This window comes from Metabacillus litoralis (genome assembly GCF_007994985.1).
GTDB lineage: Bacteria > Bacillota > Bacilli > Bacillales > Bacillaceae > Metabacillus > Metabacillus litoralis.
Genome location: NZ_VOQF01000012.1, coordinates 116,161 through 137,476 on the forward strand (window position 1 = coordinate 116,161; position 21,316 = coordinate 137,476).

A 21,316-nucleotide genomic window follows, 5' to 3' on the forward strand; every position below is an offset into this window, starting at 1 on the left:
AAATAAGATTAATTGCACTAGCAAGATTATGTATCTAGTAGTACTCCTCATGCTTTGCAAAGAAAGGTGTATAAAGTGATTACTTTTAATTCTGTAACAAAAACGTTTGAAGATCATACTGTTGCTGTTAATGATGTTTCATTAACAATTGAAAAGGGTAACTTAGTTACGTTAATAGGTCCAAGTGGCTGTGGGAAAACAACCACAATGAAGATGATCAACAAACTGATCCCAATTACATCTGGGACAATCAAAATTGATGGAAAAGATATTTCTGAGGAGAATGATGTAGAGCTACGAAGAAATATTGGCTATGTGATTCAACGAATTGGATTACTACCACATATGACAATTGAAGAAAATGTCTCATTAGTTCCTAGATTAAAAGGCTGGAAAAAGGAAAGCTATGAAAAAAGAGTTGATGAACTACTAGATTTAGTAGGGCTTGAGCCGAATTTGTACAAAAAAAGATATCCATTAGAGCTAAGTGGAGGACAACAGCAACGTGTTGGTGTCATAAGAGCACTAGCAGGGGAACCACCGATTATCCTTATGGACGAGCCGTTTAGTGCGCTAGATCCAATTAGTCGTGAACAGCTACAAGACGAGTTAAAGTCACTTCAGAAAAGCATTCAAAAAACCATCGTCTTTGTTACACATGACATGGATGAAGCTTTGAAGGTTGCTGATGAAATTGTTGTAATGAAGGATGGGGGAATACAACAAATTGCTTCACCTATAGACCTTATCCAACATCCTGCAAATGATTTTGTTCGGTCGTTTATCGGCGAGGAACGCGTTAATCAGGCGTCTAACAATAAGAAAGAATACTTAGCCTCATCTATTATGAAGCCTTTAGTACAAAATCAACATCTAACTGAGGTACCGAAACTATCACAAGATACATCACTACAGGAGGTAGCTCGTGTTATTTTGTTAAGTCAATCAGACGCTGTTATCCTTTGTGATCAAGCGGGTCAACCGATTGGATTAATTGAAAAAAACCACTTACTTCATGAACTAGCCGGAATACCAGAGGAGGTCTGAATTAATGAATGCCTTTTCTATGTTTCTCGATACGATTGTCACAAGACAAGAGCTTATTTTTGAAAGTACCATTGAGCATTTATACATATCATTTTTGGCTATCTTTATTGCTGTTGCGATTTCATTACCTCTTGGCATTTATATTTCTCGTAAAAAGAAAGTTGCTGAATTTTACATAGGAATAACAGCTGTCCTACAAACAATACCAAGTCTTGCGTTGTTCGGATTTCTTGTTCCACTATTAGGTATTGGAACACCGACTGCTCTTGTTGCACTTATTGTTTATGCATTATTACCAATTCTCCGAAATACATATACCGGAATCACTGGAGTAGATGAAGGAATTGTTGAAGCTGGAGAAGGAATGGGAATGACACCAAGGCAAATTCTTTGGAAAATTCAATTACCACTTTCACTACCCTTTATGATGGCTGGAATTAGAACAGCAACAGTTTTAACAGTCGGGGTTGCTACTCTTGCAACCTTTGTAGGAGCTGGTGGATTAGGAGACGTGATTTGGAGAGGACTTCAATCTTGGGACAATAGCCTAGTATTAGCAGGTGCAATTCCTGTCGCATTACTGGCGCTAGCCTTTGATTATATTTTAAAGCTAGTAGAGAAAAAAGTAACACCTAAAGGAATTAAATCTAAATAAAGGAGCGTTTTATAGTGAAAAAGAAAATACAGTTATTAGCAATACTTACAGCAATATCTCTCCTACTTAGCGCATGTGGCGGAGATTCAAATGAAAACGAAGCAGCAGCATCAAAGGAACCTCTTGTTGTTTCAGGTAAAAACTGGACAGAGCAATATATTTTATCAGAGGTTTTAGCTGTTTATATTGAAGAAAACACAGACTATGAAGTCGATCTCCAGGATGGTCTTGGCGAGGTTGCCATTTTAACACCAGCACTTGAAAATGCAGAAATTGATATGTATGTAGAATACACTGGTACAGGATTAGAAGCTGTTTTGAAAGAACAAGCAGAGCCTGGAGAATCTAGTGAGAGCATTTTAGAACGAGTGAGAAATGGCTATGAAGAAGATTATCAAGCAACATGGTTAGAGCCACTAGGTTTTGAAAATAATTACACATTAGCATATTCAGAAGGTGCTGAATTTGAAGCAGAAACGTATTCAGAAATAGCGGCTATTTCCAAAGATCTTTCCTTTGGTGCACCACATGCCTTTTATGAACGTGAAGGTGATGGGTATGATGCTTTCTCAGAAGCCTATGGTTTAGAATTCTCAGAAACAGCAAGCTTTGATCCAAATGTGATGTATCAAGCATTAAAGCGTGGAGATGTTGATGTGATCCCTGCTTTCACAACAGATGGTAGAATTCAGCGTGATAACATCCAAACGACAACAGATGATCTTGGCTTTTTTCCTAAGTATGACGCAGCTATTGTTATCAGACAGGAAGTATTAGAAAATTATCCAGAACTAGAAGAAGCTCTTAATGGATTAGCTGGGAAAATTTCCGAGGAAGACATGCAACAAATGAACGCTAGAGTAGATATAGACGGAGAACAAGCTGAAGTTGTCGCAAGAGAATTTCTTGCAGGAAAAGGGTTAATAAACGAATAATAGAAGCATCATAGAAAGACCAATCAGAATTTGATTGGTTTTTTCTTATGAATACGGATTGGAGAATTTACTAAAACTAAATAAAGAATGTAATCTTATTGAAAGCACGAGGAAAATGACTTGCTAGAAACTAAATTGGACCTCTATCTACCTTCCATCTTAACTTTAAACTCAACCAAAACTCTAACAAAAGATGATCTACTCACAGATAAGTTTTTAATTGCTAAAGAAGATCAATTAAGTATGTATTACTCGCCCCATAATGAATATATAAACAAATCTGCTAAAATTGTGATTGTCGGTATTACCCCAGGCTGGGTACAAATGAAAGAAGCATACACACAATTAATCAAAAGCATAAATCATAACCATTCAATAGAACAATCATTAAAAGCAGCAAAAATGGCTGCCAGTTTTTCTGGAAATATGAAAAAAAATCTAGTAGACATGCTTGATCAATGCTCCATTAATGAAATTAGTCAGTCATATAGCACTAGCTCACTATTTCATGAACATAGACATTTATTACATACCACATCAATCATTAAGTATCCTGTTTTTTTAAAAGAAAAAAATTATACTGGGCATAAACCTAGTATCATAAGCTCTCCATTATTATCTTCATATGCTTTTCATGAATTTTCAAAAGAACTAGAGCAAATTCAGTCACCTGCTCTTATCATCCCACTAGGCAAAACAGTAGAACATTTGATTAAACAACTACTGTCTAGAGGTAAGCACTTAGAGCATACTTATTTATATGGTTTCCCTCATCCTTCAGGTGCTAATGGACATCGAAAGAAGCAATTCGAAGAGCAAAAACAAACACTTAAAAACCTTGTAGAAGATTGGTTGGAGAAAAATAAACCATGCACATAAATGCATGGTTTATGTCAGCTATTTATTGTAATGGCTGATTAGTCATTTGATTTGGCTCCATCTTTCCAGCGCCTTGCATCATTCTCATATTCATTGGATTTGTGCCATGAATATACACTGGTCCTGGTTGTAGACTTGGCTTTTGTCCCATTGCTTTGGGATTTTGAATGTATTCAAAGTTCGCTTGTCCATCAAATGTTGGACCATTCGCCCATCTACCTGAACTACTTTCTTCACCTTCAGAGTAATTCATGAAAGAGTATGAAACCTCTTGTTTTTCATATTCCTGGTTAAATGTACTTGGAACAATTGCTCCTTGAGTTTGTTCAAGCTCCTCAATAGCAGCCATCCACTGATTTTGATGCATTGTATCACGAGCAATTAAAAATGAAAGCATATCTCTAACTCCAGGATCTGTTGTCATTTCATATAAACGACATACTTGAAGTCTTCCCTGTGATTCTGCATTTAAATTGGCTCTAAAATCTGCTAACAAATTACCGCTTGCAATTGTATAGCGTGCTGTCCAAGGAAACCCAACACTATCGTTAGGTTGTGCACCAAGTCCATTAACAATTGCATGCTGTGGGTTCATTCCTCCAAGCACAGCTTCTACAGCAGGATCCTTTGCACCTTGTTCTTGATCATTTGCTGGTGCTCCATCTAATAACTGTGCAATCATTGTTGCAATCATTTCAACATGTGCTATTTCTTCTGTTGCTATATCTAAAATCATATCACGATATTTACCTTCTGCACGACAATTCCAGCCTTGAAAAAGGTACTGCATCATAACTGACATTTCACCATATTGTCCACCAAGGATTTCTTGTAGCTTTTTAGCATAAACAGGATCCGGATGACTTGGTTTTGCATCATATTGAAGCTCTTTTACATGATAAAACATTCGTGAAATCCCTCCTATTTATTAAGCAAGTACATCTTTTAGTGTGGATAAGATTTAAAGATATATCTACTCCATAAAAATCCATTTAAGATTATGGTTAATCCACAACAATTAAGACATATTAAAAAATAAATATAGTCTAAGAAAGGAGATGTTTTTCCATGGACAATAACAGTCGAGAATCAGTTATAAACGAGCTACAAAATTCATTTGAGCACCTTATGACTAAATATAATATTGAGGATATTGGTGTATTTGAAGAAGAAGGTGCTAAGGATCTTTATCATATGGGCTATACAATCCGCAAAGACGGAAAGTCGTATATGGTACATACCCCGTATATTAAAAAAGACGATGGTCGCTTAGAAAACAGCGATTCAGAATGGACAATTGAAACAGATGAACCAACTTCTGAGGATGTGAGTGGATTTAAAGGGTTGGATGAGGCTTTGAAGTCGATTTAACAAGATCAAATGAGGTAGGAACATAATTAAAGAATTCATACAAAAAGACGACTAAAACTAAATACAGTTAAGCTAAAAGTAAAATGTTCGTTCCATTGCGCTACAGACACTCGCTTTCCACGGGGAGGAAGCTAAGTCTCCTCAGCTGCGCTTGCGGGGTCTCAGCCTTTCCTCTATTCCCGTAGGAGTCGAGTGTCTTCCGCTCCATTACACTAGTTCTTAAAAATAGTATGAAAAATTAAAAAATCTATTGAAGATGGCAATAAACCCGAATTATTAGGCTAATGATTAATTAAGATATCACCTAATAATTCGGATTTATCATTAGCTTAAATACTTATGCCCCAGCCTCATTCCTATTAATTTATGCCACTAGGGTGTTGATCACTCACTAAGCTAAGATCAGCAGCCTTTGCATTTGCTTCTACTTGTTCAGGATTTTTACACCCGGGAATAACAGTTGTGACAGCAGGATGCTGCAAGCACCATGCTAAAGCCCAAGTTGCCATATTAACTCCTTCTGGCACTTCTTCACGCTTGATTTTTTCTACTAAGCGAAGCTTTTCATCAATAACTTCCTGCTGATGTCTTTTACGAACAACATCATTAAAAGATGCACCAGGTTGATATTTACCACTCAAAAATCCACTTGCTAATGGAACTCTAGCTAGTACTCCTAGATCCTGTTCAATACATGAAGGAAATACCTTTTCCTCAGGAACTTGATCAAGTCTGTTATACACAACTTGAATGGCTTTTGCATTTATTTCGGTAGCTCTTGAGGTTTGGTAGATATTATCGTTTGCACCAATGGAAATTCCTAAGTTGCGAATTTTACCAGCTTGCACTTGTTTATCAAGCATTGTCCACAAATCATCATGATTAAACACATCATCAGATCCTGAATGAAATTGATAAAGATCAATATAATCTGTTTTCAATGCTTTTAACGATTCCTCTAACTGTATCAGAATATCATCCACATTCCACGATGGTTCTCTTTGATCATGCCATTTATGACCGAACTTAGAAGCCACAATCCAATCATCTCTGTTATGTCTTGATAAATAATCACCAATGAATTTTTCAGACATATGATGTGGACCATAACATTCTGCTGTATCAATTAAATTAATACCTAAATCTTTAGAATGTGAAAAAATCGCATCTACTTCAGATTGTGTAAAATCCTTTCCCCATTCGCCACCAAATTGCCATGTGCCAATACCAACAACAGAAACCTTTAAATCTGTTTTACCAAGTCTTCTATATTTCATGGTTACACCTCTTATTAGGTATTTTTTAATATATTTTGCAAGCTTAACATATTAATTTCTCATAAGAATGTAAGTCATATACACGACATACGAAATTATGAGGAATACACCCTCGCGCTTACCTATTCTAAAGCCTGTTCTTGAGAACACAAGTAAAACAACTGTAATGATCATCATCAGTAGAACATCTATAAAAATCTTACTATCAACAGCTAATGGAGATACAACAGAAGCTGCTCCTAAAACAAATAAAATATTAAAAATATTACTTCCAACTATATTTCCTAAAGCAATTTCACTTTCCTTTTTAATGGCAGCAGTTATGGAGGTAATTAACTCAGGAAGTGATGTACCGATTGCAACAATTGTTAGCCCGACTAATGTTTCACTCATTCCAAAAGAAAAGGCAATTGTTGTTGCATTATCAACAACAATATCACCACCAAATATAATGGCAGCCAAACCACCAATCGTAAATAAAATATTTTTCACTTTCGATGAAGACTTAGGGAAATCTTCATTTTCTTCTTTCACCTTATCACGACTATGTCTTGCGACTTCAAAAATGTAATACAGAAAGATGGCAAAGAAAAGTAATAAAATGAACCCATCACTTCTCGTGATAAAGTTAGCATTTAACGATTGTAATGTGATGTCACTTATTAAAACAAGCAACACTGTACTTGCCAGTAATGTATAAGGAATCTCCTTCCGAATCGTCTCACTTTCCACCTTTAACGGATTTAACAATGCTGTTATCCCAACAACAAGCGTAATATTGAAAATATTACTTCCTACAACATTACCTAACGCCACTCCAGCATTCCCTTCTAGAGCAGCAATAATACTAACAGTTGCCTCAGGTGAACTTGTTCCAAAAGCAACGATCGTCAAACCAATCAGCAAAGGCGATACATTTAATGAACGTGCAATACTTGAAGCACCTTCAACAAAATAATCAGCACCCTTAATAAGTAAGGCAAGACCAACAAGTAATAAAATATAAGACAATGACTATTCCCCCTTTTTTCACATACTAGAAAAACTTATGTAAATTCAATGATACATGGTATAAGTATAACCCTTCTTATCTATTGAGAAAGTAGCTTTTCATCTCTCAATCTATACTGCCTAATGGTACCCTTTTATACAATAAATTACACTAATTCAAAAGAATTTAATTGGCAACAATTCTTCAGGAAAGTGCCTTATTTTAAGAATTCCCTTTTGAGCTATAATTCTAAACAAGTTTTTAGTACTGAACATATTCATTATTTAATGATTAAGAAAACAAATCAAGCTTAAATCCTAGGTTTTGTACTAGTTTTTTATAGTTGAGCTACAAATGATGATTCAAATGGGTTGCAAGTGGCTTTTGAAGAAGTCTTTTAGTAGCTTTGTTCTTTGAATATTGACTTTATCAGCGATTTTTTGGATTTATCAGCGATTTTGAGAAAATATCAGCGATTTTTCGGATTTATCAGCGATTCTGGGAATTTATCAGCGATTCTGGGAATTTATCAGCGATTAGACTATTCTCGACAAAAATCGCACAACATCACCCCGCTCATACAAAAAAAGTACTTTCCTCATATAAAAAAAGTGCCAACAATAATTGTAACTGGTACAACCGACTTCATTAGAAGAGCTACAAAGCGTGAACATCCCAGGTGATAATTTGTTGCTTAAAGTAAATTCATCCTTCACAAGCTGCTTGTTTATTTTATAAGAAAACACAGAGATCAGTAAGCAGCCTAGTGGCAGCAAAATTCAAGCTAAACCCTAGGTTTTGTAATAGTTTTTTATAGTTGAGCTACAAATGATGATTCAAATGGATCCCAAGTGGCTTTTGAAGAAGTCTTTTAGTAGCTTTGTTCTTTTGAAAATTGACTTTATCAGCGATTTTTTGAATTTATCAACGATTTTGAGAAAATATCATCGATTTTTCGGATTTATCAACGATTCTGGGAATTTATCAGCGATTAGACTATTCTCGACAAAAATCGCACAACATCACCCAGCTCAAGCACAATAAAAAGCACTTTCCCCATAGAGAGAAAGTGCCAACACATATTATCCTTTTAAAATCCCAAGTGTGCCTAAAAATACAACAATAATTGTCACAGGAACAACCCATTTCATCAAAAAGCTCCAAAGTGTGAACATCCCAGGTGACAATCTGTTACTTAAAGTAAATTCATCCTTCACAAGCTGTTTATTCATTTTAAAAGAAATAAACAAAGCAATCAGTAAACAGCCTAGTGGCAGCATAATATTACTTACTAGAAAATCAGTTGCATCAAAAACGGTTTTACCGAAAATTTTAAAGCCTTGTAGGTAACTAAAAGATAGGGCAGCTGGAATGCCTGCTATAAACACAATGAGTCCTGATATCCATGTAACTTTCTTTCTTGAGCGTTTTCCACTTTCCGTAAATGCCGATACAATAATTTCAAGTAAACTAAACGATGATGTTAACGTTGCAAATAAGAATAGCACTAAAAATACCGCTAAAAAGAATTCTCCAGCTGGAATTTGCGAAAAGACAGCTGGTAATACCATAAATAGCAAGCCTGGTCCTTCAGCTGGTTCAAAATCAAAGGCAAATACAACAGGGAAGATTGCCAGTCCTGCAAGAATTGAAACAAAGATATTCATCACAACAACAGAGCCTGCTGAAGAAGGAATACTTACTTTCTTATCTAAATATGAGCTATATGTGACCATACATGAAAAACCAACAGCTAAAGCAAAGAATGATTGTCCAAGTGCATACAAAACAGATCCACCAGTAATTTCAGAGAAGTCAGGTTTTAAGAAGAATTCGATCCCTTCCATTGCACCTTCTAATGTTAGTGATCTTACAACTAAAATGATAAAAAACACAAACAAAAGTGGCATCATATATTTACTTGCTTTTTCAATTCCATTTTTGATACCAATTGAGATAACAAGAATATTGATTAGTAAAAACACTGCTAAGCCAAGTAATGTTGTTGTAGGCGTTGCTGTAATACTTCCAAATAAATCGGGATAGCTTGCATTTGCTTCAATAACATTTCCACTAATCGCCATGATGCTATAAATTAAAACCCAGCCACCTACAACTGCATAAAAAGATAACAACAGAAAGCAACCAATTACACCTAATGGTCCTGTTATTGTCCATAGGCTATTAGGTGCTAGCTTGCGGTAGGCAGAAACAGCTTCTTTTTGTGCACCTCGTCCGATGATGAACTCGGAAATTAACATTGGAAGTCCAATGAGAATGGTGAAAGCAATGAACATTAATAAAAATGCTCCCCCACCACTCATGCCTGTTACATACGGAAACTTCCATATTGCTCCAAGACCGATCGCAGCCCCGGCTGATGCCATGATAAAACCAAATTTAGAAGACCACTGCTCTCTATTTTTACTCAATTATCCCATCCCCCTCGATGTCCATGACCAGTCGATATGCATGATTTCACTTACTAACTTTTCAAACGATTTTTCTTAAAAATTTTCACTCTCAATTTATAATTCAGTTCGGATATCCCATAATTCAGGGAAAAATCTCTGATCTAACACCTTTTTCAAATAACCAACACCTGATGATCCTCCTGTACCCATTTTGAAGCCTATCACTCTTTCTACTGTTTTCATATGACGGAAGCGCCATTGCTGTAGCCAATCTTCAAGATCTACTAGCTTTTCTGCTAACTCATAAAGCTCCCAATACTTATCAGTGTTTCGGTAAACCTCTAGCCATGCTAAACGTACAGATTCATTGTCTTGATACGTTTTTGTCACATCACGATTTAAAACCTCATCATCTATATGTAGTCCCGCTCTTTGTAATGCTGCGATTGCCACGTCATATAAGCTTTGAGCTTCAAAAGCTTCTTGTAATCTATTATGTAATTCAGGATCTTTTTGATAGATTTTCAATACATGATCTGTTTTATAGCCAAGTGCGAATTCGATCATTCGATATTGGTAAGATTGAAATCCTGATGCTTGCCCTAACGCATCGCGGAATTCCATATATTCTGATGGTGTCATTGTTGAAAGAACATCCCATGCTTGAATGATTTGAGATTGTGTTTTAGACACTCTTGCCAAACGTTTTTGCGCAGTTGATAAATCATTGCTTTCAATCGATTTTATAGCAGCCTGTGTTTCATGAAGTATTAGCTTCATCCATAATTCACTAACTTGATGAATCACAATAAACAGCATTTCATCATGATGACCTGATAATCTATTTTGGGCTGATAGAATTTTATCTAAACTCAGATATTCACCGTATGTCATATTGTTCGTAAAGTCAGTATGAATATTTTTTTCTGCGCTTGTCGCATTCACTTCTTGTCGTTTTTCAATCATCTTTTTATCCTCCTCTAAAACTGTAATAAAATCAATCTATTCTTTTAAACTTGTCTTATAACGGCACGAACAGGACTTCCGTCACCACCTTGAATCGGTAGTGGCAGGGCGATTAATTCGTAGTTTCCCTCTTCAACATGATCAACAACAATGTTTTCTAAAATATGAATATGATGCTCGTATAAAGCATGATGTGTTTTCATATCCTTGCTATCTAAGGGATCAACAGAAGGAGCATCAACACCTAATAAACGGATTCCCTTTTCATTTAAAAAGGGAGCAATATCCTCTGATAGATAAGAAATTTCATTTGGAAATAATTCCGAGTTACTACTTTTTACAGTTTTTAACAGTAATCTTGAAACACCTGTTAATTCGAACTTCCTTAATACTTCAGCATCGATTTTTTTATATCCTGACACATCGATCAATTTAGCAGAACCAATATATATATTAATATCTAAATCATGCACCTTTTCACCATCATTTTTAAAATGAAACGGTGCATCAATATGGGTTCCAGTGTGTAAGCTAGTTGTTATTTTCCCTATATTCACAGATCCTGTTTGTTCCTTTGTAAATGTTGTTTCATAGGAAAAAGGTGTATCACCAGGCCAATGTGCAATATCATTTGTTAAAGGCTGTGAGATATCAATCCATTTATTTGATGTCATGAGCTATGCAACTACTCCTCGCTTATTTTCAAATTTTTTATATTTTTCTTCTCTCATAATACTTTTTAAAATTTGAACTGCATTCCAAATATCTTCATATGTGTTATACAAAGCAACTGGTGCTAAACGAATACCATTTGGTGTACGAAAATCTGGTACCACTCCATCAGCTTTTAGTGCTTTACAAATCCTAGCTGCTTCAGGATGCTCAAGATAAATATGTCCACCCCGTTTATAATCCTCGATCGGATTACGAATTTCCAATCCAAAGCCATCTAGCTCCACGTGGATTAAATCCATAAAATAGCTTGTCAGTTTTAGAGATTTCTCGCGAATTTGCTTCATGCCAACTTCATTAAACATCGAAAGTGCTCCAATAATAGGCGCCATGCTGAAAATATTTGGAGTCCCTATTTGATAGGCTCCTGCATCATCAGCTGCTGTTAACTCATGATCCATATCAAATTGCTTATCTTTTCTTGAACTGAACCAACCTGCTAAACCTGGCTCTAAACCGAAATGACGTTGATTCACATACAATCCACCCGTGCTCCCTGGTCCACCATTTAAATGCTTATAATTACACCAAAAAGCAAAATCAACATCCCATTCGCTTAATTCATGTACAATTGAACCAACTGAGTGACAAAGATCAAAGCCTATTACAATATTTCGTTTATGAGCTTCTTCTGTTAACCTTTTCATATCTAGCACTTGCCCGCTGCGATATAAAACACCCGGTAAAACAATAAGTGCAACATCCTTTGTCATGGCGGCAATAATATCAGCTTCGTTAAGTGTATGACCATCATCGCTTTTCACTTCAATAAGATGTTCTTTAGGATCATAACCCTTTAACTTAATTTGACTTTTAAGTGCATAGATATCACTAGGAAAATTTAATTCATCAGCTAAAATCTTTGTTCTTTGATTTTCCGGTTTATAAAATGTTGACACTAATTGGTGAAGGTTTATTGTGGTGGAACCGCTTACAACTACCTCTTTAGCATTAGCTCCTACAATCGGTGCCATTTCTCCCCCTAATTTTTCTGCCAAATAAAACCATGGATTTTCTCCGTTTGTCCAACCATCAATACCATATCTTTTCCATGAATCTAATAAATCCAACAATGATTTCTCAGCTCTTTTTGAAAGAAGTCCAAGTGAATTGCCATCAAGGTAAATTCCTGTTTTATCTGTATAAAATTCTTCACGATATTGTGCCAAGTTATCTAGCTTATCTAGCTTTTTTGCATAATTCTTCGTGTAATCAAATTTAGCCATACTAACCAACCTTTCCAACTATTTTTCTATTACAATTAGTATATATCTCTGAGTGACACCAAGTCAATGACATAATGTCACTGATATAATATGATACAACAATCATTAATATGATCACATCCTCAAAGTTGTCAGAACTTTTAATACCCTGTAAACTAAGGATATAATTAGTTGCTCAATATACTTTTACATATAAAAGATTGTTGTCATTTTGAAAGGAATGAAATCATGACAAATTCAATTGACAAGCTTTCTCCAAGAAAACAGCAAGCCCTTCAAACAAGGAAAAAACTGCTAGAAGCAGGTAAGGAAGCTTTTCTAGAAAATGGTTTCCAAAAAGCTACCATTGCCCAAATAATAAAGAAAGCAAATACTGGTTATGGCACAGCGTATGTTTATTTTAAAAATAAAGATGATTTGTTCATGATTCTCATGGAAGATCTTATGAATCAATTCTATGAAGTTGCAGAAATACCATTTAAGCCTCAATCAAAGGATGAAGCATTTGATCTGATCAAAAAACAAGTAAGACTATTTCTGTCATTAGCAGTAAAAGAAAAAAACATGATGATTATCGTAAAAGAAGCAATCGGAATCTCCCCTGAAATTGACCAAGCATGGTACAAAATTAGAGAACGATTTATAGATAGAATCTCAATTGATATTGAATATGCACAAGAAAACTCCCTTGCAAGAGCTAATTTAGATCCATCTCTTGTTGCTAGAGGCTGGTTTTATTCAAATGAGATGTTTATGTGGGAGCTTGTTCAAAATGAGGGTAGCTATTCGATGGATGAGATTATTCATAACCTTGTGAGCATTTATGCGAATGGTTTATATGAGTGAAGGATACTTACTTAAAAAGAAGAAGCAGAAACCCATTGGTCATCTGCTTCTTCTTTTCTAATTCTTTAACAAACACCTATAGGTAACAAACGATATCTTCTCTCCATTCATGAAGAACAGTTCATCACTTGTACTTACTCTCTCAAACCCATTCTTCTCCAAAACCTTTTGAGAAGCAATATTATTAGTAGTTGTCTTTGCCCTAATTTCATTAATACCTTCTTCACTGATAGAATTCAATAACAATTGCAGAGCCTGACTAGCAACACCTTTGCCAGTGTAGTTTTTGCCCACCCGATATCCCAGGTGACCTGTTGTGTTTATACCTCCATCCAGATCAACAATATTCATCCGACCACAAATATGACCGTTTAGATTTATTATTAAATAGAAGAAGGACTTTCCTTCTTTTTGTTCATTTAATAGATCTTCATGCTTTTTGAGAAAACAATCAAACTGATAATAATCATCACCTCTTGAAGGTACCATCTTTTCAAAAAATGATCTATTTTCAAGTTCGAATGTAAATAAATTCTGTGCATCATGTAAATCTAATTTTTTCAGTGTTATGTTCATATAAGACCCCTGCTTTTTTAAAGTGAATTTCTAAGACTTCATTCCCAATTCCAATAATCCAATTCCCCAAGACTTGGACTCCTTAGCTGCTTAACATCTTTCAGCTTTAAAAGCTCCCTCACAGGTCCAGTCACAACAGCTCCATATACTTGAAATCCGTTTTGTTTTAAATAGCTGTAGCGTTCTTCAAGAAAATATAACCCAAGGAAGTTTTCATAATAGCTTTTTGGATCATTTTCTAATAAATCATCCATATTCGTAAGCATCATCTTTTTGCTTTCCTCGAGAGTTTCTTCAGTAAGATTCTGCATTTTACCTTCAGACATATAATCATCTTCTGTTTCTCTTCCACCGGTTAAGCCATAAGTATCGAAAATTGAAATTGAATTTCCACCACCACCATAACCAGAAGGTTCAAATTCTCTAAATTCTCCTGTATATAAAGGTGCCCATAGGATATCAAGATCAAATGGCTCAAGCAAGGAGATTAATTCCTCCGCTGTCATAAAGTCCGTTGTTGAAAATGAGACTTCAGCAACTGTGCCTTCATGAATTTTCTCAAGCTTGGTCCACACTCCGTTTTCACCTTCTGCAGATAAAGTTTCACCTGTTTCTGGATGCTCAGGTAAAAAGAACCGATAGTTTTCTTCAAGGTTATTTTGATAATAATCGATTGATTTTGTTGAGAAGAAAGAGAATAATGTTTCCGGTTTATCACTAGTATTAATTTTTGGATATACTTTTTTCTTTACTTCTTGGACTGCTAGCTATTTAGCATATGAAGATGATTGGAAAAGCAAGCTAACCTATACCCCAACAACAGTGACAGATCCACAAAAAATTTATGTAATTGATAAATTTCTTTATACCTTTGAAATTCAACCTATAGTAACTTCAATATTTCTCTTTTCGACTCTATGTTTAATGGTTTTATCAGGAATATATTTATTTAAATATGTGATTATAAAATTCTTTAAAGTGAGCAATCTTACTTAAGCATAATAAATAAACCAGCCTTCCCATGTCATTTTAGGGCAAGCTGGTTATCTTTTTTGTTTATGTAATAATTTTAAAAATACCATGTGTATCTCAAATTTAATTGAGAATTTCTTTTACTCTTCCTACAGTTCCAGACTCTAACATCACTTTGATACCATGTGGATGATTAGGTGAATTTGTCAGTATTTTTGAAACAACACCTTCAGTTAACTTCCCTGATCTTTGGTCCTGTTTTTGTACCACCTTCACTTTCACACCAATTTTAATGTTTTCGCGTTTTGTACCAGGCATTCATAATTCTCCTTTCATTATAAGAATTTAATCTCCACCTTAATCCTTTGGTTTATCAAGAGCTTGGTATGCTAATTGGTATTTACCACCTTCAGCTACTTCTGAATGATAAAGTGCTTTTAGCGCAAAATTTTTCTCGAGACTATGTTCTTCTCTTAACTTATCTAACTTTGCTTGTAGCTCTTGATTATCTTTAATCAATTGCTTCATTTGTGACTTTAAATATTTCATCTAATCAGGTCCCTTCATGTTGATATGCCCATATAAGGCTGTTTACTATATATGATATCCAAATATCCTAGTTAGTTTAATTGTGATAATGAATCTTATAAAAAATGCATAATAAAAAAAGGACTCTAAAAAGAGTCCTTTTCTATAAGCTAATTACGCTTTGTTAACGTTAGTAGCTTGAAGTCCACGTTGACCTTGCTCAGTGTCAAAAGTCACTTTTTGGCCTTCGTCAAGAGATTTAAATCCTTCGCCTTGGATAGCTGAGAAATGTACGAATACATCTTCTCCTCCTGCTGTTTCGATGAAACCGAATCCTTTTTCTGCGTTAAACCATTTTACTGTACCTTGTTGCATATGTGTTACCTCCTGGTGTAGATATAATCCACAACTAATGTGCAGATTCTCTACTAAATATTACTATAATTGCTCAATTAGATATCAAAGGCGAAAAGTTTAAATACTCTTTCCCTACAGACCGAACAAAAATAATTCTTTCTAAGAATATCAGATAAATCGTGATAAAGCAAATTTTTTCTATATTTTGTGAAAATCGGTTGTCATTTCATGATAAATTAACTTTAAATCACCAATCAGTGAAATGACGTTTAACAATCATTTCATACATTTAAATAAACCGGTTATTCATAACTTTAAGCAAGTTATGTCATTTTTACTCCTCAACTAACAGTGTGTTGCTATAGTAATAACAGGTATTTTGGTTCAGCTTCATTATTATTCGATATTGACTCATGGAGTCCACTAAAACAAACGGTTATACACTTTCTTATCTCCATCACTGTTTGGCTACCCCTTGCCATTTTTATTGGCTGGCTTCCTCTTGAACCTTCCCCACTTTTACTAGGTATTGGTAGCTTTGTTATTGTGTACGTTTTATTTTGGTATGGCATTCAAACGTATTTTAAAAAAATAGCAAAAGAAATGAACAATTCAGTGAAAAAGCCCTAGATAACTTCATGCAATATAAAACAAGCAACTTCCCTTTAAGGTAGTTGCCTGTTTTATGATGAATTTCACTCAATTCCAGCAGTCTCAAAGAATGACTTCAGCATTTGTTGATACTTCATTTCATCCACTGTGTATGCTTCTGTATGACCTGCTCCTGGGACAATCCAGAGATCTTTTTCACTTTTTGCAGCTGCATAAAGTTCGTTTGCCATTGCTGTAGGAACAAGATCATCTTGATCACCATGAATAAGTAACAATGGTAAATCATTTTTCTTTACTTGCTCTAAAGCAGAGGCCTCTGTAAACGTGTAACCTGCTCGGACCTTTGTCACCACACTTGTTATCTCCATAAGAGGAAATGCCGGTAAATTATACAGATATTTTAACTGATGAGATAGCTCTTCTTTAACAGATGTATAACCACTGTCAGCAATTACTCCCTTTACTTCTTGAGGAAGATCTTCACCACTTGTCATGAGAACTGTTGCTGCTCCCATTGAAAATCCATGAAGGAGAATTTGACTCTTACCTTTTTCATTTATTAAGAGCTTAATCCACTGCTCATAATCTTTACGATCATGCCAGCCATAGCCAATGTAATCCCCTTCACTTTCACCATGTCCTCTTGCGTCCGGCTTTAGTATGTCAAATCCCTGCTCATAATAAAACATTGTCACACCAGGCATTTGCTCACTATTCCCTTTATATCCATGAGCAAGAATAACTGCTTTACCGTTTGGCTTTTCATTAGCTAAATAGTCAGCTTTAAGACTTAAGCCATCTCCTGATTCCATTTCAATCGTTTCAAAGGTTTGTTTTTCCGTCCATTCCATTATTTCTGCCAATCTTTCCTGCTGTTGCTGCTCTTCTTCAACAGTAGTACTTACAGTCTCAGCTCTATCCTCACTGCCACCATGTAGTTGAATAGATTCCTGAGAACGATTTACTGCAACATTATAAAAATAATTACCTGCTCCAACAAGGAAAATCAAAACAAGCAATGTTAAACCAGACACAACCCAAATGATTCTTTTTCTCTTTTTCATAACCTAGCCCCTTCTTCCCTATTTACCTCAAATCTTCTCTATAACTATTTTACTAGAAAATAAAAGGTTCTGTCACTTAGGAGATTACTGGGGTCAGTCCCCCAGTCTTTTACCGCGATAAAGCACCGAGGGACTGACCCCCAAAAAAACTGTTTAACCACTATCCAAATAAGGAATGATGAAAGTAAAGCTTATTCACAAGGGGGAAAGCGAGGATGTTTTTAAGTAGTTTTGCTGATCTTTGGAGAATCATAGTCGTTGGTTTTTTTGCCTATCTGTCTCTTATTCTTGTTTTACGGATTGCAGGTAAAAGAACACTATCGAAAATGAATGCCTTTGATCTTGTGGTTACGGTCGCACTTGGCTCTATTCTAGCTACAACACTTTTAAATAAGAACGTTTCATTATTTGATGGCATTACCGCATTTGCTACCCTATCCTTTTTTCAGTTTATTGTCGCCTGGTTTTCAACTAGGTCAAAAACGTTTAGCAAATTTATTAAATCACAGCCACAGCTCTTATATTTCAAGGATGAATATCTAAAGCAACCAATGAATAAAGAAAGAATTACAGAAAATGAGATACTTCAAGCTACCCGTTCTCAAGGTATTTCATCAATCAAAGCTGTTAAGGCAGTTGTACTTGAATCAGATGGTAGCTTGTCTGTTCTTAAGAAAACACAAGAAGAAACTGAGCAAGCACTGAAAAATGTTCGTAAGTAGTACTTACGACAAAAATGGGGTCAGTCCCTCAGCACAGTAAAGCGCAAAGGGACTGACCCCATTTTAAACACACTAACTACTACAACCCCCACCACAACTAGAACAACTAGAGCCACCGGAGTCTCCTCCTGAGTCAGATGAACCACTACAGGAATAGCCTGAGCATGAAGCGCCTCCTCCATAATGGTGATCCTTATTGTATTCTGTTGGTAGAACTTCACTTATGTGTTCCTGATAATGATCTTCTTCATAAATTGAATAAAAAACAGCTGCACCAAGTGCCATATTGAAAATTTGCATATCAGAAGTTGTGTTAGAGATTGCAGGCTTATCTTGATCAAGCTTCATTCGATCAGCTTGTGTTATTTCATTTTTCATTTTAACAATCAATTGACGTTTAACATCAACCCAGCTATCTCCTTTTCGGAAATATTTAATAAGTAATTCATCTTCTGATAGCCTCTTAAAATCATCTAGAATTTCCCGCTTAATCGGATGTTGGAGAAACCTTCCCCAGATTGCTTTACTGTTTGGTGTTAATTCAAATAAGCTCAAATATACCCAATCAAAGAATGCCCTTTCTCCTGGTATTGGTGTACTTTCCATATTTGGCATGTGATGAAGTGTTTCTTTGTAAAACCCCTTTGAAAATGTCTCATATTCTCTTGTGAACATGAGCATTTCGTGCCAAATCACATCAACTCGATCACTAAACATTGGTACAGATTTAAGTAAGCTATTCATAAAGAAATATCGCTTCAATTCAAAAAATACCCAATCAACCTCATGCTCTGGCCATTTAGAGTGTTCTAACAGCACGCGATTTTTTACATTTTCTTCATAAGATTTTGATAAAGCTTTATCAAGGTCCTGAACAATAGGTACGCCACCTTCTATTTGCACACCCAATTGCTCTGGAATAGGATCATTTCTTAAATTTCTTTTTCTTATCCCACTAGGTTTCACCAATACTTTTGCTATAAAAATCATAATAATTGTAAAAATTGCAATAACAATTATGAATTCACCCATTATATTTCCTCCCTTTTCACTAGTAGAAAATTAGATTACTCTCACCTATTTTTAAATTGACTATCACATAATTAACCTATGAAATAACTTAGCATGTTTATGTAAAAGAAATATCTTTATATTAGCGCCATCCTCACTAACAATAGATTTCACCTAAAAGTAAAGAGATAACGGACCACAACGTAATACCGAAGCCGATTAATATGCACCAGTAAAATAAGGAACGTCTGGACTATTGATGTATGCAAACATAATCGTAGCAGTTTTATGGTTTGTTGCATATAAAAATTTCCAATTGCGATATGAAACTCACATGATTTCACACTCACATCCCTGTATAAAAAACTTTGCATACCCTATGTTGACTATTCAATCTCTTGAAGATGAACACGTACAAAGAAATTTTTCTGACCAAGTATATTCCATTTTCCATAGACATCTTTATGGATAGGAGTTTCCAGTAGATATTCTATCTTTAATACCTAGATGAATAGTTCACAATATCTATGACAATTATCATATGAGCATAGATACGGTTCTTTTTTACCGTTTTTCTGCGTTCATCAAATATTTACTTTATTTTCACATTCCGTTTACGTAAGCCTGTTAGCTTGTATATAGATAGACAACACCAATGAACTGACTCAAAAATTATGGGGAGGGAATATCAATGACCGAAAACAAAGAGTTTAAAAGTATGAACCGTCGTGATTTTCTAAAAGTTGGAGGAATGAGTACAGTTGCATTATCTTTAGGAACTACTGGGTTACTATCCGTAGGGAATGCTACAACAAGTCAAGCTAAAGGAAATCCTACATCTGGATTTCGTGGTTATGGAGATTTAGTTCCGGATCCAAATGGAATTCTCGATTTACCTAGAGGGTTTCATTACAAAATTATTTCCAGACAAGGCGAACTGATGACAGATGGAACCCCAATTCCTGGAGCATTTGATGGGATGGCTGCATTTGAAGGACCAAACAATACAACTATTCTTGTTCGTAACCATGAATTAAAGACAGGCCCAGCATTTGGAAAGAACCCTTATGATGCAAATGCTCAAGGTGGTACATCGGCTCTAGTTGTAGGTCCTAATCGTGAAGTAGTCAAAGAATATGTTACCTCTTCAGGTACAATCCGAAATTGTGCTGGTGGAGCGACTCCTTGGGGTACGTGGTTAACTTGTGAAGAAACACGTGATAACACACACGGCTATGTGTTTGAAGTAGACCCACAGCAACCGGAAAATGACTTGTCCAAAACTCCAATCAAGGAAATGGGACGCTTTTCTCACGAAGCTTGTGCGATCGACCCTTCAACAGGATATGTATATTTAACCGAGGATGCAAGCCCAAGTTACCTTTACCGTTTTATTCCTAATGACTTGAGCCAAAAAACAGGTTCGTTACAAAAGGGCGGGACGCTATATGCAGCAGCAATTGAAGCTGTAACTGATCCATCAGCAAGCACATTTAAAACAGGACAAACATTTAAACTAGTTTGGAAGAAAGTAGATCCTCATTTATGTCGCGAGGACGCTAAGGCACAAAACTGTATTGAATTCAGTAGACTTGAGGGTGCGTTCTTCCAAGAGGGTGTTTTCTGGTTTGATGACACCTCTGCCGGTGATAAAAAACTTGGACGCGTTTATCGTTATGTGCCTCATACTAATACATTGGAGCTTTTCTATGAAGGAAACGATGCTCAGAATATGGAATACCCAGATAATATCTGCTGTACTCCATGGGGTGACCTTTGGTTTGTTGAAGATGGAAGAGGACAAGATCGCATCATGGGAATTACTCCAGAAGGCAAGGTTTATCCTTTTGCTGCAAACCGTTTAAATGATAGTGAATTTGCTGGTCCAATCTTCTCACCAGATGGAAATACGCTATTTGTCAATATTCAAAGTCCAGGTATGACCTTTGCGATATGGGGACCATTCCCACGCAGAAACTCTGCCCGCGCTAGGGAAATGTCTTATTCTGCCCCTGCGAATCTTGCACCGAAACTTTCGGAAAAAACTGCTAAGGCTGCCGAGGCACAAGGTATGTCTGTTCTAGAGGCAGCAGCATTTGAGCGCCACGGAATAAAATTAAATTAATGTTCATTGG

At 35.7% G+C, this 21,316-nt stretch carries 25 protein-coding genes; 11 read left to right on the forward strand and 14 right to left on the reverse strand.

From position 1 onward, the window contains the following. Positions 1–75 precede the first annotated feature (75 nt). The 4 genes from FS935_RS17845 to FS935_RS17860 all read left to right on the forward strand — a co-directional run bounded on the left by FS935_RS17845 (position 76) and on the right by FS935_RS17860 (position 3,516). Positions 76–1,047, forward strand: coding sequence for an ABC transporter ATP-binding protein (locus tag FS935_RS17845; protein ID WP_146949999.1), 972 nt, complete (start codon positions 76–78; stop codon positions 1,045–1,047). A 4-nt stretch (positions 1,048–1,051) separates the two neighbouring features. Further along, positions 1,052–1,702 carry an ABC transporter permease gene (locus tag FS935_RS17850; RefSeq protein WP_240050948.1) on the forward strand — a complete coding sequence of 217 codons (651 nt, stop codon included), beginning with the start codon at positions 1,052–1,054 and terminating at the stop codon, positions 1,700–1,702. 14 nt (positions 1,703–1,716) lie between these two features. After that, positions 1,717–2,637, forward strand: a complete 921-nt coding sequence (locus FS935_RS17855; RefSeq protein WP_146950000.1) for a glycine betaine ABC transporter substrate-binding protein — start codon at positions 1,717–1,719, stop codon at positions 2,635–2,637. 120 nt (positions 2,638–2,757) lie between these two features. Continuing rightward, on the forward strand, positions 2,758–3,516 hold the full coding sequence (locus FS935_RS17860; protein ID WP_146950001.1) for a uracil-DNA glycosylase family protein: 759 nt from the start codon (positions 2,758–2,760) through the stop codon (positions 3,514–3,516). A gap of 22 nt (positions 3,517–3,538) precedes the next feature. Here FS935_RS17860 and FS935_RS17865 read toward each other — a convergent pair whose 3' ends face one another. Further along, positions 3,539–4,423: a manganese catalase gene (locus tag FS935_RS17865; protein WP_146950002.1), complete on the reverse strand. Its 885-nt coding sequence runs from the start codon at positions 4,421–4,423 to the stop codon at positions 3,539–3,541. A 161-nt stretch (positions 4,424–4,584) separates the two neighbouring features. Between FS935_RS17865 and FS935_RS17870 the strand changes: the two genes are divergently transcribed. Beyond that, entirely contained in the window at positions 4,585–4,887 is a 303-nt protein-coding gene (locus tag FS935_RS17870; RefSeq protein ID WP_146950003.1) for a DUF5634 family protein, read from the forward strand. Positions 4,888–5,246: 359 nt separating this feature from the next. Here FS935_RS17870 and FS935_RS17875 read toward each other — a convergent pair whose 3' ends face one another. Together FS935_RS17875 and FS935_RS17880 are read right to left on the reverse strand one after the other, a co-directional pair. Next, complete coding sequence (locus FS935_RS17875) at positions 5,247–6,164, reverse strand: aldo/keto reductase (protein ID WP_146950004.1); 918 nt, start codon at positions 6,162–6,164, stop codon at positions 5,247–5,249. 51 nt (positions 6,165–6,215) lie between these two features. Further along, the gene (locus tag FS935_RS17880; RefSeq protein WP_146950005.1) at positions 6,216–7,175 is read right to left on the reverse strand and encodes a calcium/sodium antiporter; all 960 of its coding nucleotides are present in this window, start codon (positions 7,173–7,175) and stop codon (positions 6,216–6,218) included. A gap of 811 nt (positions 7,176–7,986) precedes the next feature. On the opposite strand from FS935_RS17880, the gene FS935_RS17885 reads away from it, so the two are divergent. Next, on the forward strand, positions 7,987–8,199 hold the full coding sequence (locus FS935_RS17885; protein ID WP_146950006.1) for a hypothetical protein: 213 nt from the start codon (positions 7,987–7,989) through the stop codon (positions 8,197–8,199). A gap of 38 nt (positions 8,200–8,237) precedes the next feature. On the opposite strand, the gene FS935_RS17890 is transcribed toward FS935_RS17885, so the two are convergent. The 4 genes from FS935_RS17890 to kynU all read right to left on the reverse strand — a co-directional run bounded on the left by FS935_RS17890 (position 8,238) and on the right by kynU (position 12,493). Further along, positions 8,238–9,587: a sodium-dependent transporter gene (locus FS935_RS17890; RefSeq protein WP_146950007.1), complete on the reverse strand. Its 1,350-nt coding sequence runs from the start codon at positions 9,585–9,587 to the stop codon at positions 8,238–8,240. A 96-nt stretch (positions 9,588–9,683) separates the two neighbouring features. Further along, positions 9,684–10,535 (reverse strand): tryptophan 2,3-dioxygenase, encoded by an 852-nt coding sequence (kynA, locus tag FS935_RS17895; protein WP_146950008.1) that lies wholly within the window; start codon positions 10,533–10,535, stop codon positions 9,684–9,686. 44 nt (positions 10,536–10,579) lie between these two features. Beyond that, positions 10,580–11,209, reverse strand: a complete 630-nt coding sequence (gene kynB, locus FS935_RS17900; RefSeq protein ID WP_146950009.1) for an arylformamidase — start codon at positions 11,207–11,209, stop codon at positions 10,580–10,582. Between the two features lie 3 nt (positions 11,210–11,212). After that, complete coding sequence (kynU, locus tag FS935_RS17905) at positions 11,213–12,493, reverse strand: kynureninase (protein ID WP_146950010.1); 1,281 nt, start codon at positions 12,491–12,493, stop codon at positions 11,213–11,215. Between the two features lie 228 nt (positions 12,494–12,721). On the opposite strand from kynU, the gene FS935_RS17910 reads away from it, so the two are divergent. Further along, entirely contained in the window at positions 12,722–13,339 is a 618-nt protein-coding gene (locus FS935_RS17910; RefSeq protein ID WP_146950011.1) for a TetR/AcrR family transcriptional regulator, read from the forward strand. Between the two features lie 57 nt (positions 13,340–13,396). Here FS935_RS17910 and FS935_RS17915 read toward each other — a convergent pair whose 3' ends face one another. After that, the gene (locus FS935_RS17915) at positions 13,397–13,915 is read right to left on the reverse strand and encodes a GNAT family N-acetyltransferase (protein WP_146950012.1); all 519 of its coding nucleotides are present in this window, start codon (positions 13,913–13,915) and stop codon (positions 13,397–13,399) included. Between the two features lie 38 nt (positions 13,916–13,953). Further along, a complete protein-coding gene (locus tag FS935_RS17920; protein ID WP_240050949.1) occupies positions 13,954–14,490 on the reverse strand; it encodes an anti-sigma factor C-terminal domain-containing protein in 537 nt (178 codons plus the stop codon). A gap of 151 nt (positions 14,491–14,641) precedes the next feature. Between FS935_RS17920 and FS935_RS24475 the strand changes: the two genes are divergently transcribed. Then, positions 14,642–14,911 carry a DUF4306 domain-containing protein gene (locus FS935_RS24475; protein WP_369127097.1) on the forward strand — a complete coding sequence of 90 codons (270 nt, stop codon included), beginning with the start codon at positions 14,642–14,644 and terminating at the stop codon, positions 14,909–14,911. A 99-nt stretch (positions 14,912–15,010) separates the two neighbouring features. On the opposite strand, the gene FS935_RS17930 is transcribed toward FS935_RS24475, so the two are convergent. The 3 genes from FS935_RS17930 to FS935_RS17940 all read right to left on the reverse strand — a co-directional run bounded on the left by FS935_RS17930 (position 15,011) and on the right by FS935_RS17940 (position 15,790). Next, positions 15,011–15,205, reverse strand: coding sequence for a YwbE family protein (locus FS935_RS17930; protein ID WP_146950014.1), 195 nt, complete (start codon positions 15,203–15,205; stop codon positions 15,011–15,013). Positions 15,206–15,244: 39 nt separating this feature from the next. Further along, entirely contained in the window at positions 15,245–15,436 is a 192-nt protein-coding gene (locus FS935_RS17935) for a hypothetical protein (protein WP_146950015.1), read from the reverse strand. 153 nt (positions 15,437–15,589) lie between these two features. Next, a complete protein-coding gene (locus FS935_RS17940; RefSeq protein ID WP_146950016.1) occupies positions 15,590–15,790 on the reverse strand; it encodes a cold-shock protein in 201 nt (66 codons plus the stop codon). Between the two features lie 333 nt (positions 15,791–16,123). Here FS935_RS17940 and FS935_RS24480 point away from each other — a divergent pair, with 333 nt between their 5' ends. Continuing rightward, on the forward strand, positions 16,124–16,402 hold the full coding sequence (locus FS935_RS24480) for a DUF3021 domain-containing protein (protein WP_158638643.1): 279 nt from the start codon (positions 16,124–16,126) through the stop codon (positions 16,400–16,402). A gap of 65 nt (positions 16,403–16,467) precedes the next feature. Here FS935_RS24480 and FS935_RS17950 read toward each other — a convergent pair whose 3' ends face one another. Then, entirely contained in the window at positions 16,468–17,448 is a 981-nt protein-coding gene (locus FS935_RS17950) for an alpha/beta hydrolase (RefSeq protein WP_146950017.1), read from the reverse strand. 215 nt (positions 17,449–17,663) lie between these two features. On the opposite strand from FS935_RS17950, the gene FS935_RS17955 reads away from it, so the two are divergent. Then, a complete protein-coding gene (locus FS935_RS17955; RefSeq protein WP_146950018.1) occupies positions 17,664–18,170 on the forward strand; it encodes a DUF421 domain-containing protein in 507 nt (168 codons plus the stop codon). Between the two features lie 72 nt (positions 18,171–18,242). Here the strand turns inward: FS935_RS17955 and FS935_RS17960 are convergent, their stop codons facing one another. After that, positions 18,243–19,202 (reverse strand): UCP032817 domain-containing protein, encoded by a 960-nt coding sequence (locus FS935_RS17960; protein WP_146950019.1) that lies wholly within the window; start codon positions 19,200–19,202, stop codon positions 18,243–18,245. A gap of 670 nt (positions 19,203–19,872) precedes the next feature. Between FS935_RS17960 and FS935_RS17965 the strand changes: the two genes are divergently transcribed. Beyond that, on the forward strand, positions 19,873–21,306 hold the full coding sequence (locus FS935_RS17965; RefSeq protein WP_146950020.1) for an alkaline phosphatase PhoX: 1,434 nt from the start codon (positions 19,873–19,875) through the stop codon (positions 21,304–21,306). The last annotated feature ends 10 nt before the right edge of the window (positions 21,307–21,316 follow it).

Excerpts from the sequence above, each read along its gene's own strand:
- FS935_RS17850 (WP_240050948.1), top strand. The coding sequence starts at position 1,052 with ATGAATGCCTTTTCTATGTTTCTCGATACGATTGTCACAAGACAAGAG.
- FS935_RS17865 (WP_146950002.1), bottom strand. The coding sequence starts at position 4,423 with ATGTTTTATCATGTAAAAGAGCTTCAATATGATGCAAAACCAAGTCAT.
- FS935_RS17870 (WP_146950003.1), top strand. The coding sequence starts at position 4,585 with ATGGACAATAACAGTCGAGAATCAGTTATAAACGAGCTACAAAATTCA.
- FS935_RS17875 (WP_146950004.1), bottom strand. The coding sequence starts at position 6,164 with ATGAAATATAGAAGACTTGGTAAAACAGATTTAAAGGTTTCTGTTGTT.
- FS935_RS17885 (WP_146950006.1), top strand. The coding sequence starts at position 7,987 with ATGATTCAAATGGATCCCAAGTGGCTTTTGAAGAAGTCTTTTAGTAGC.
- kynA (WP_146950008.1), bottom strand. The coding sequence starts at position 10,535 with ATGATTGAAAAACGACAAGAAGTGAATGCGACAAGCGCAGAAAAAAAT.
- kynB (WP_146950009.1), bottom strand. The coding sequence starts at position 11,209 with ATGACATCAAATAAATGGATTGATATCTCACAGCCTTTAACAAATGAT.
- kynU (WP_146950010.1), bottom strand. The coding sequence starts at position 12,493 with ATGGCTAAATTTGATTACACGAAGAATTATGCAAAAAAGCTAGATAAG.
- FS935_RS17910 (WP_146950011.1), top strand. The coding sequence starts at position 12,722 with ATGACAAATTCAATTGACAAGCTTTCTCCAAGAAAACAGCAAGCCCTT.
- FS935_RS17915 (WP_146950012.1), bottom strand. The coding sequence starts at position 13,915 with ATGAACATAACACTGAAAAAATTAGATTTACATGATGCACAGAATTTA.
- FS935_RS17930 (WP_146950014.1), bottom strand. The coding sequence starts at position 15,205 with ATGCCTGGTACAAAACGCGAAAACATTAAAATTGGTGTGAAAGTGAAG.
- FS935_RS17935 (WP_146950015.1), bottom strand. The coding sequence starts at position 15,436 with ATGAAATATTTAAAGTCACAAATGAAGCAATTGATTAAAGATAATCAA.
- FS935_RS17940 (WP_146950016.1), bottom strand. The coding sequence starts at position 15,790 with ATGCAACAAGGTACAGTAAAATGGTTTAACGCAGAAAAAGGATTCGGT.
- FS935_RS17950 (WP_146950017.1), bottom strand. The coding sequence starts at position 17,448 with ATGAAAAAGAGAAAAAGAATCATTTGGGTTGTGTCTGGTTTAACATTG.
- FS935_RS17955 (WP_146950018.1), top strand. The coding sequence starts at position 17,664 with ATGTTTTTAAGTAGTTTTGCTGATCTTTGGAGAATCATAGTCGTTGGT.
- FS935_RS17960 (WP_146950019.1), bottom strand. The coding sequence starts at position 19,202 with ATGGGTGAATTCATAATTGTTATTGCAATTTTTACAATTATTATGATT.
- FS935_RS17965 (WP_146950020.1), top strand. The coding sequence starts at position 19,873 with ATGACCGAAAACAAAGAGTTTAAAAGTATGAACCGTCGTGATTTTCTA.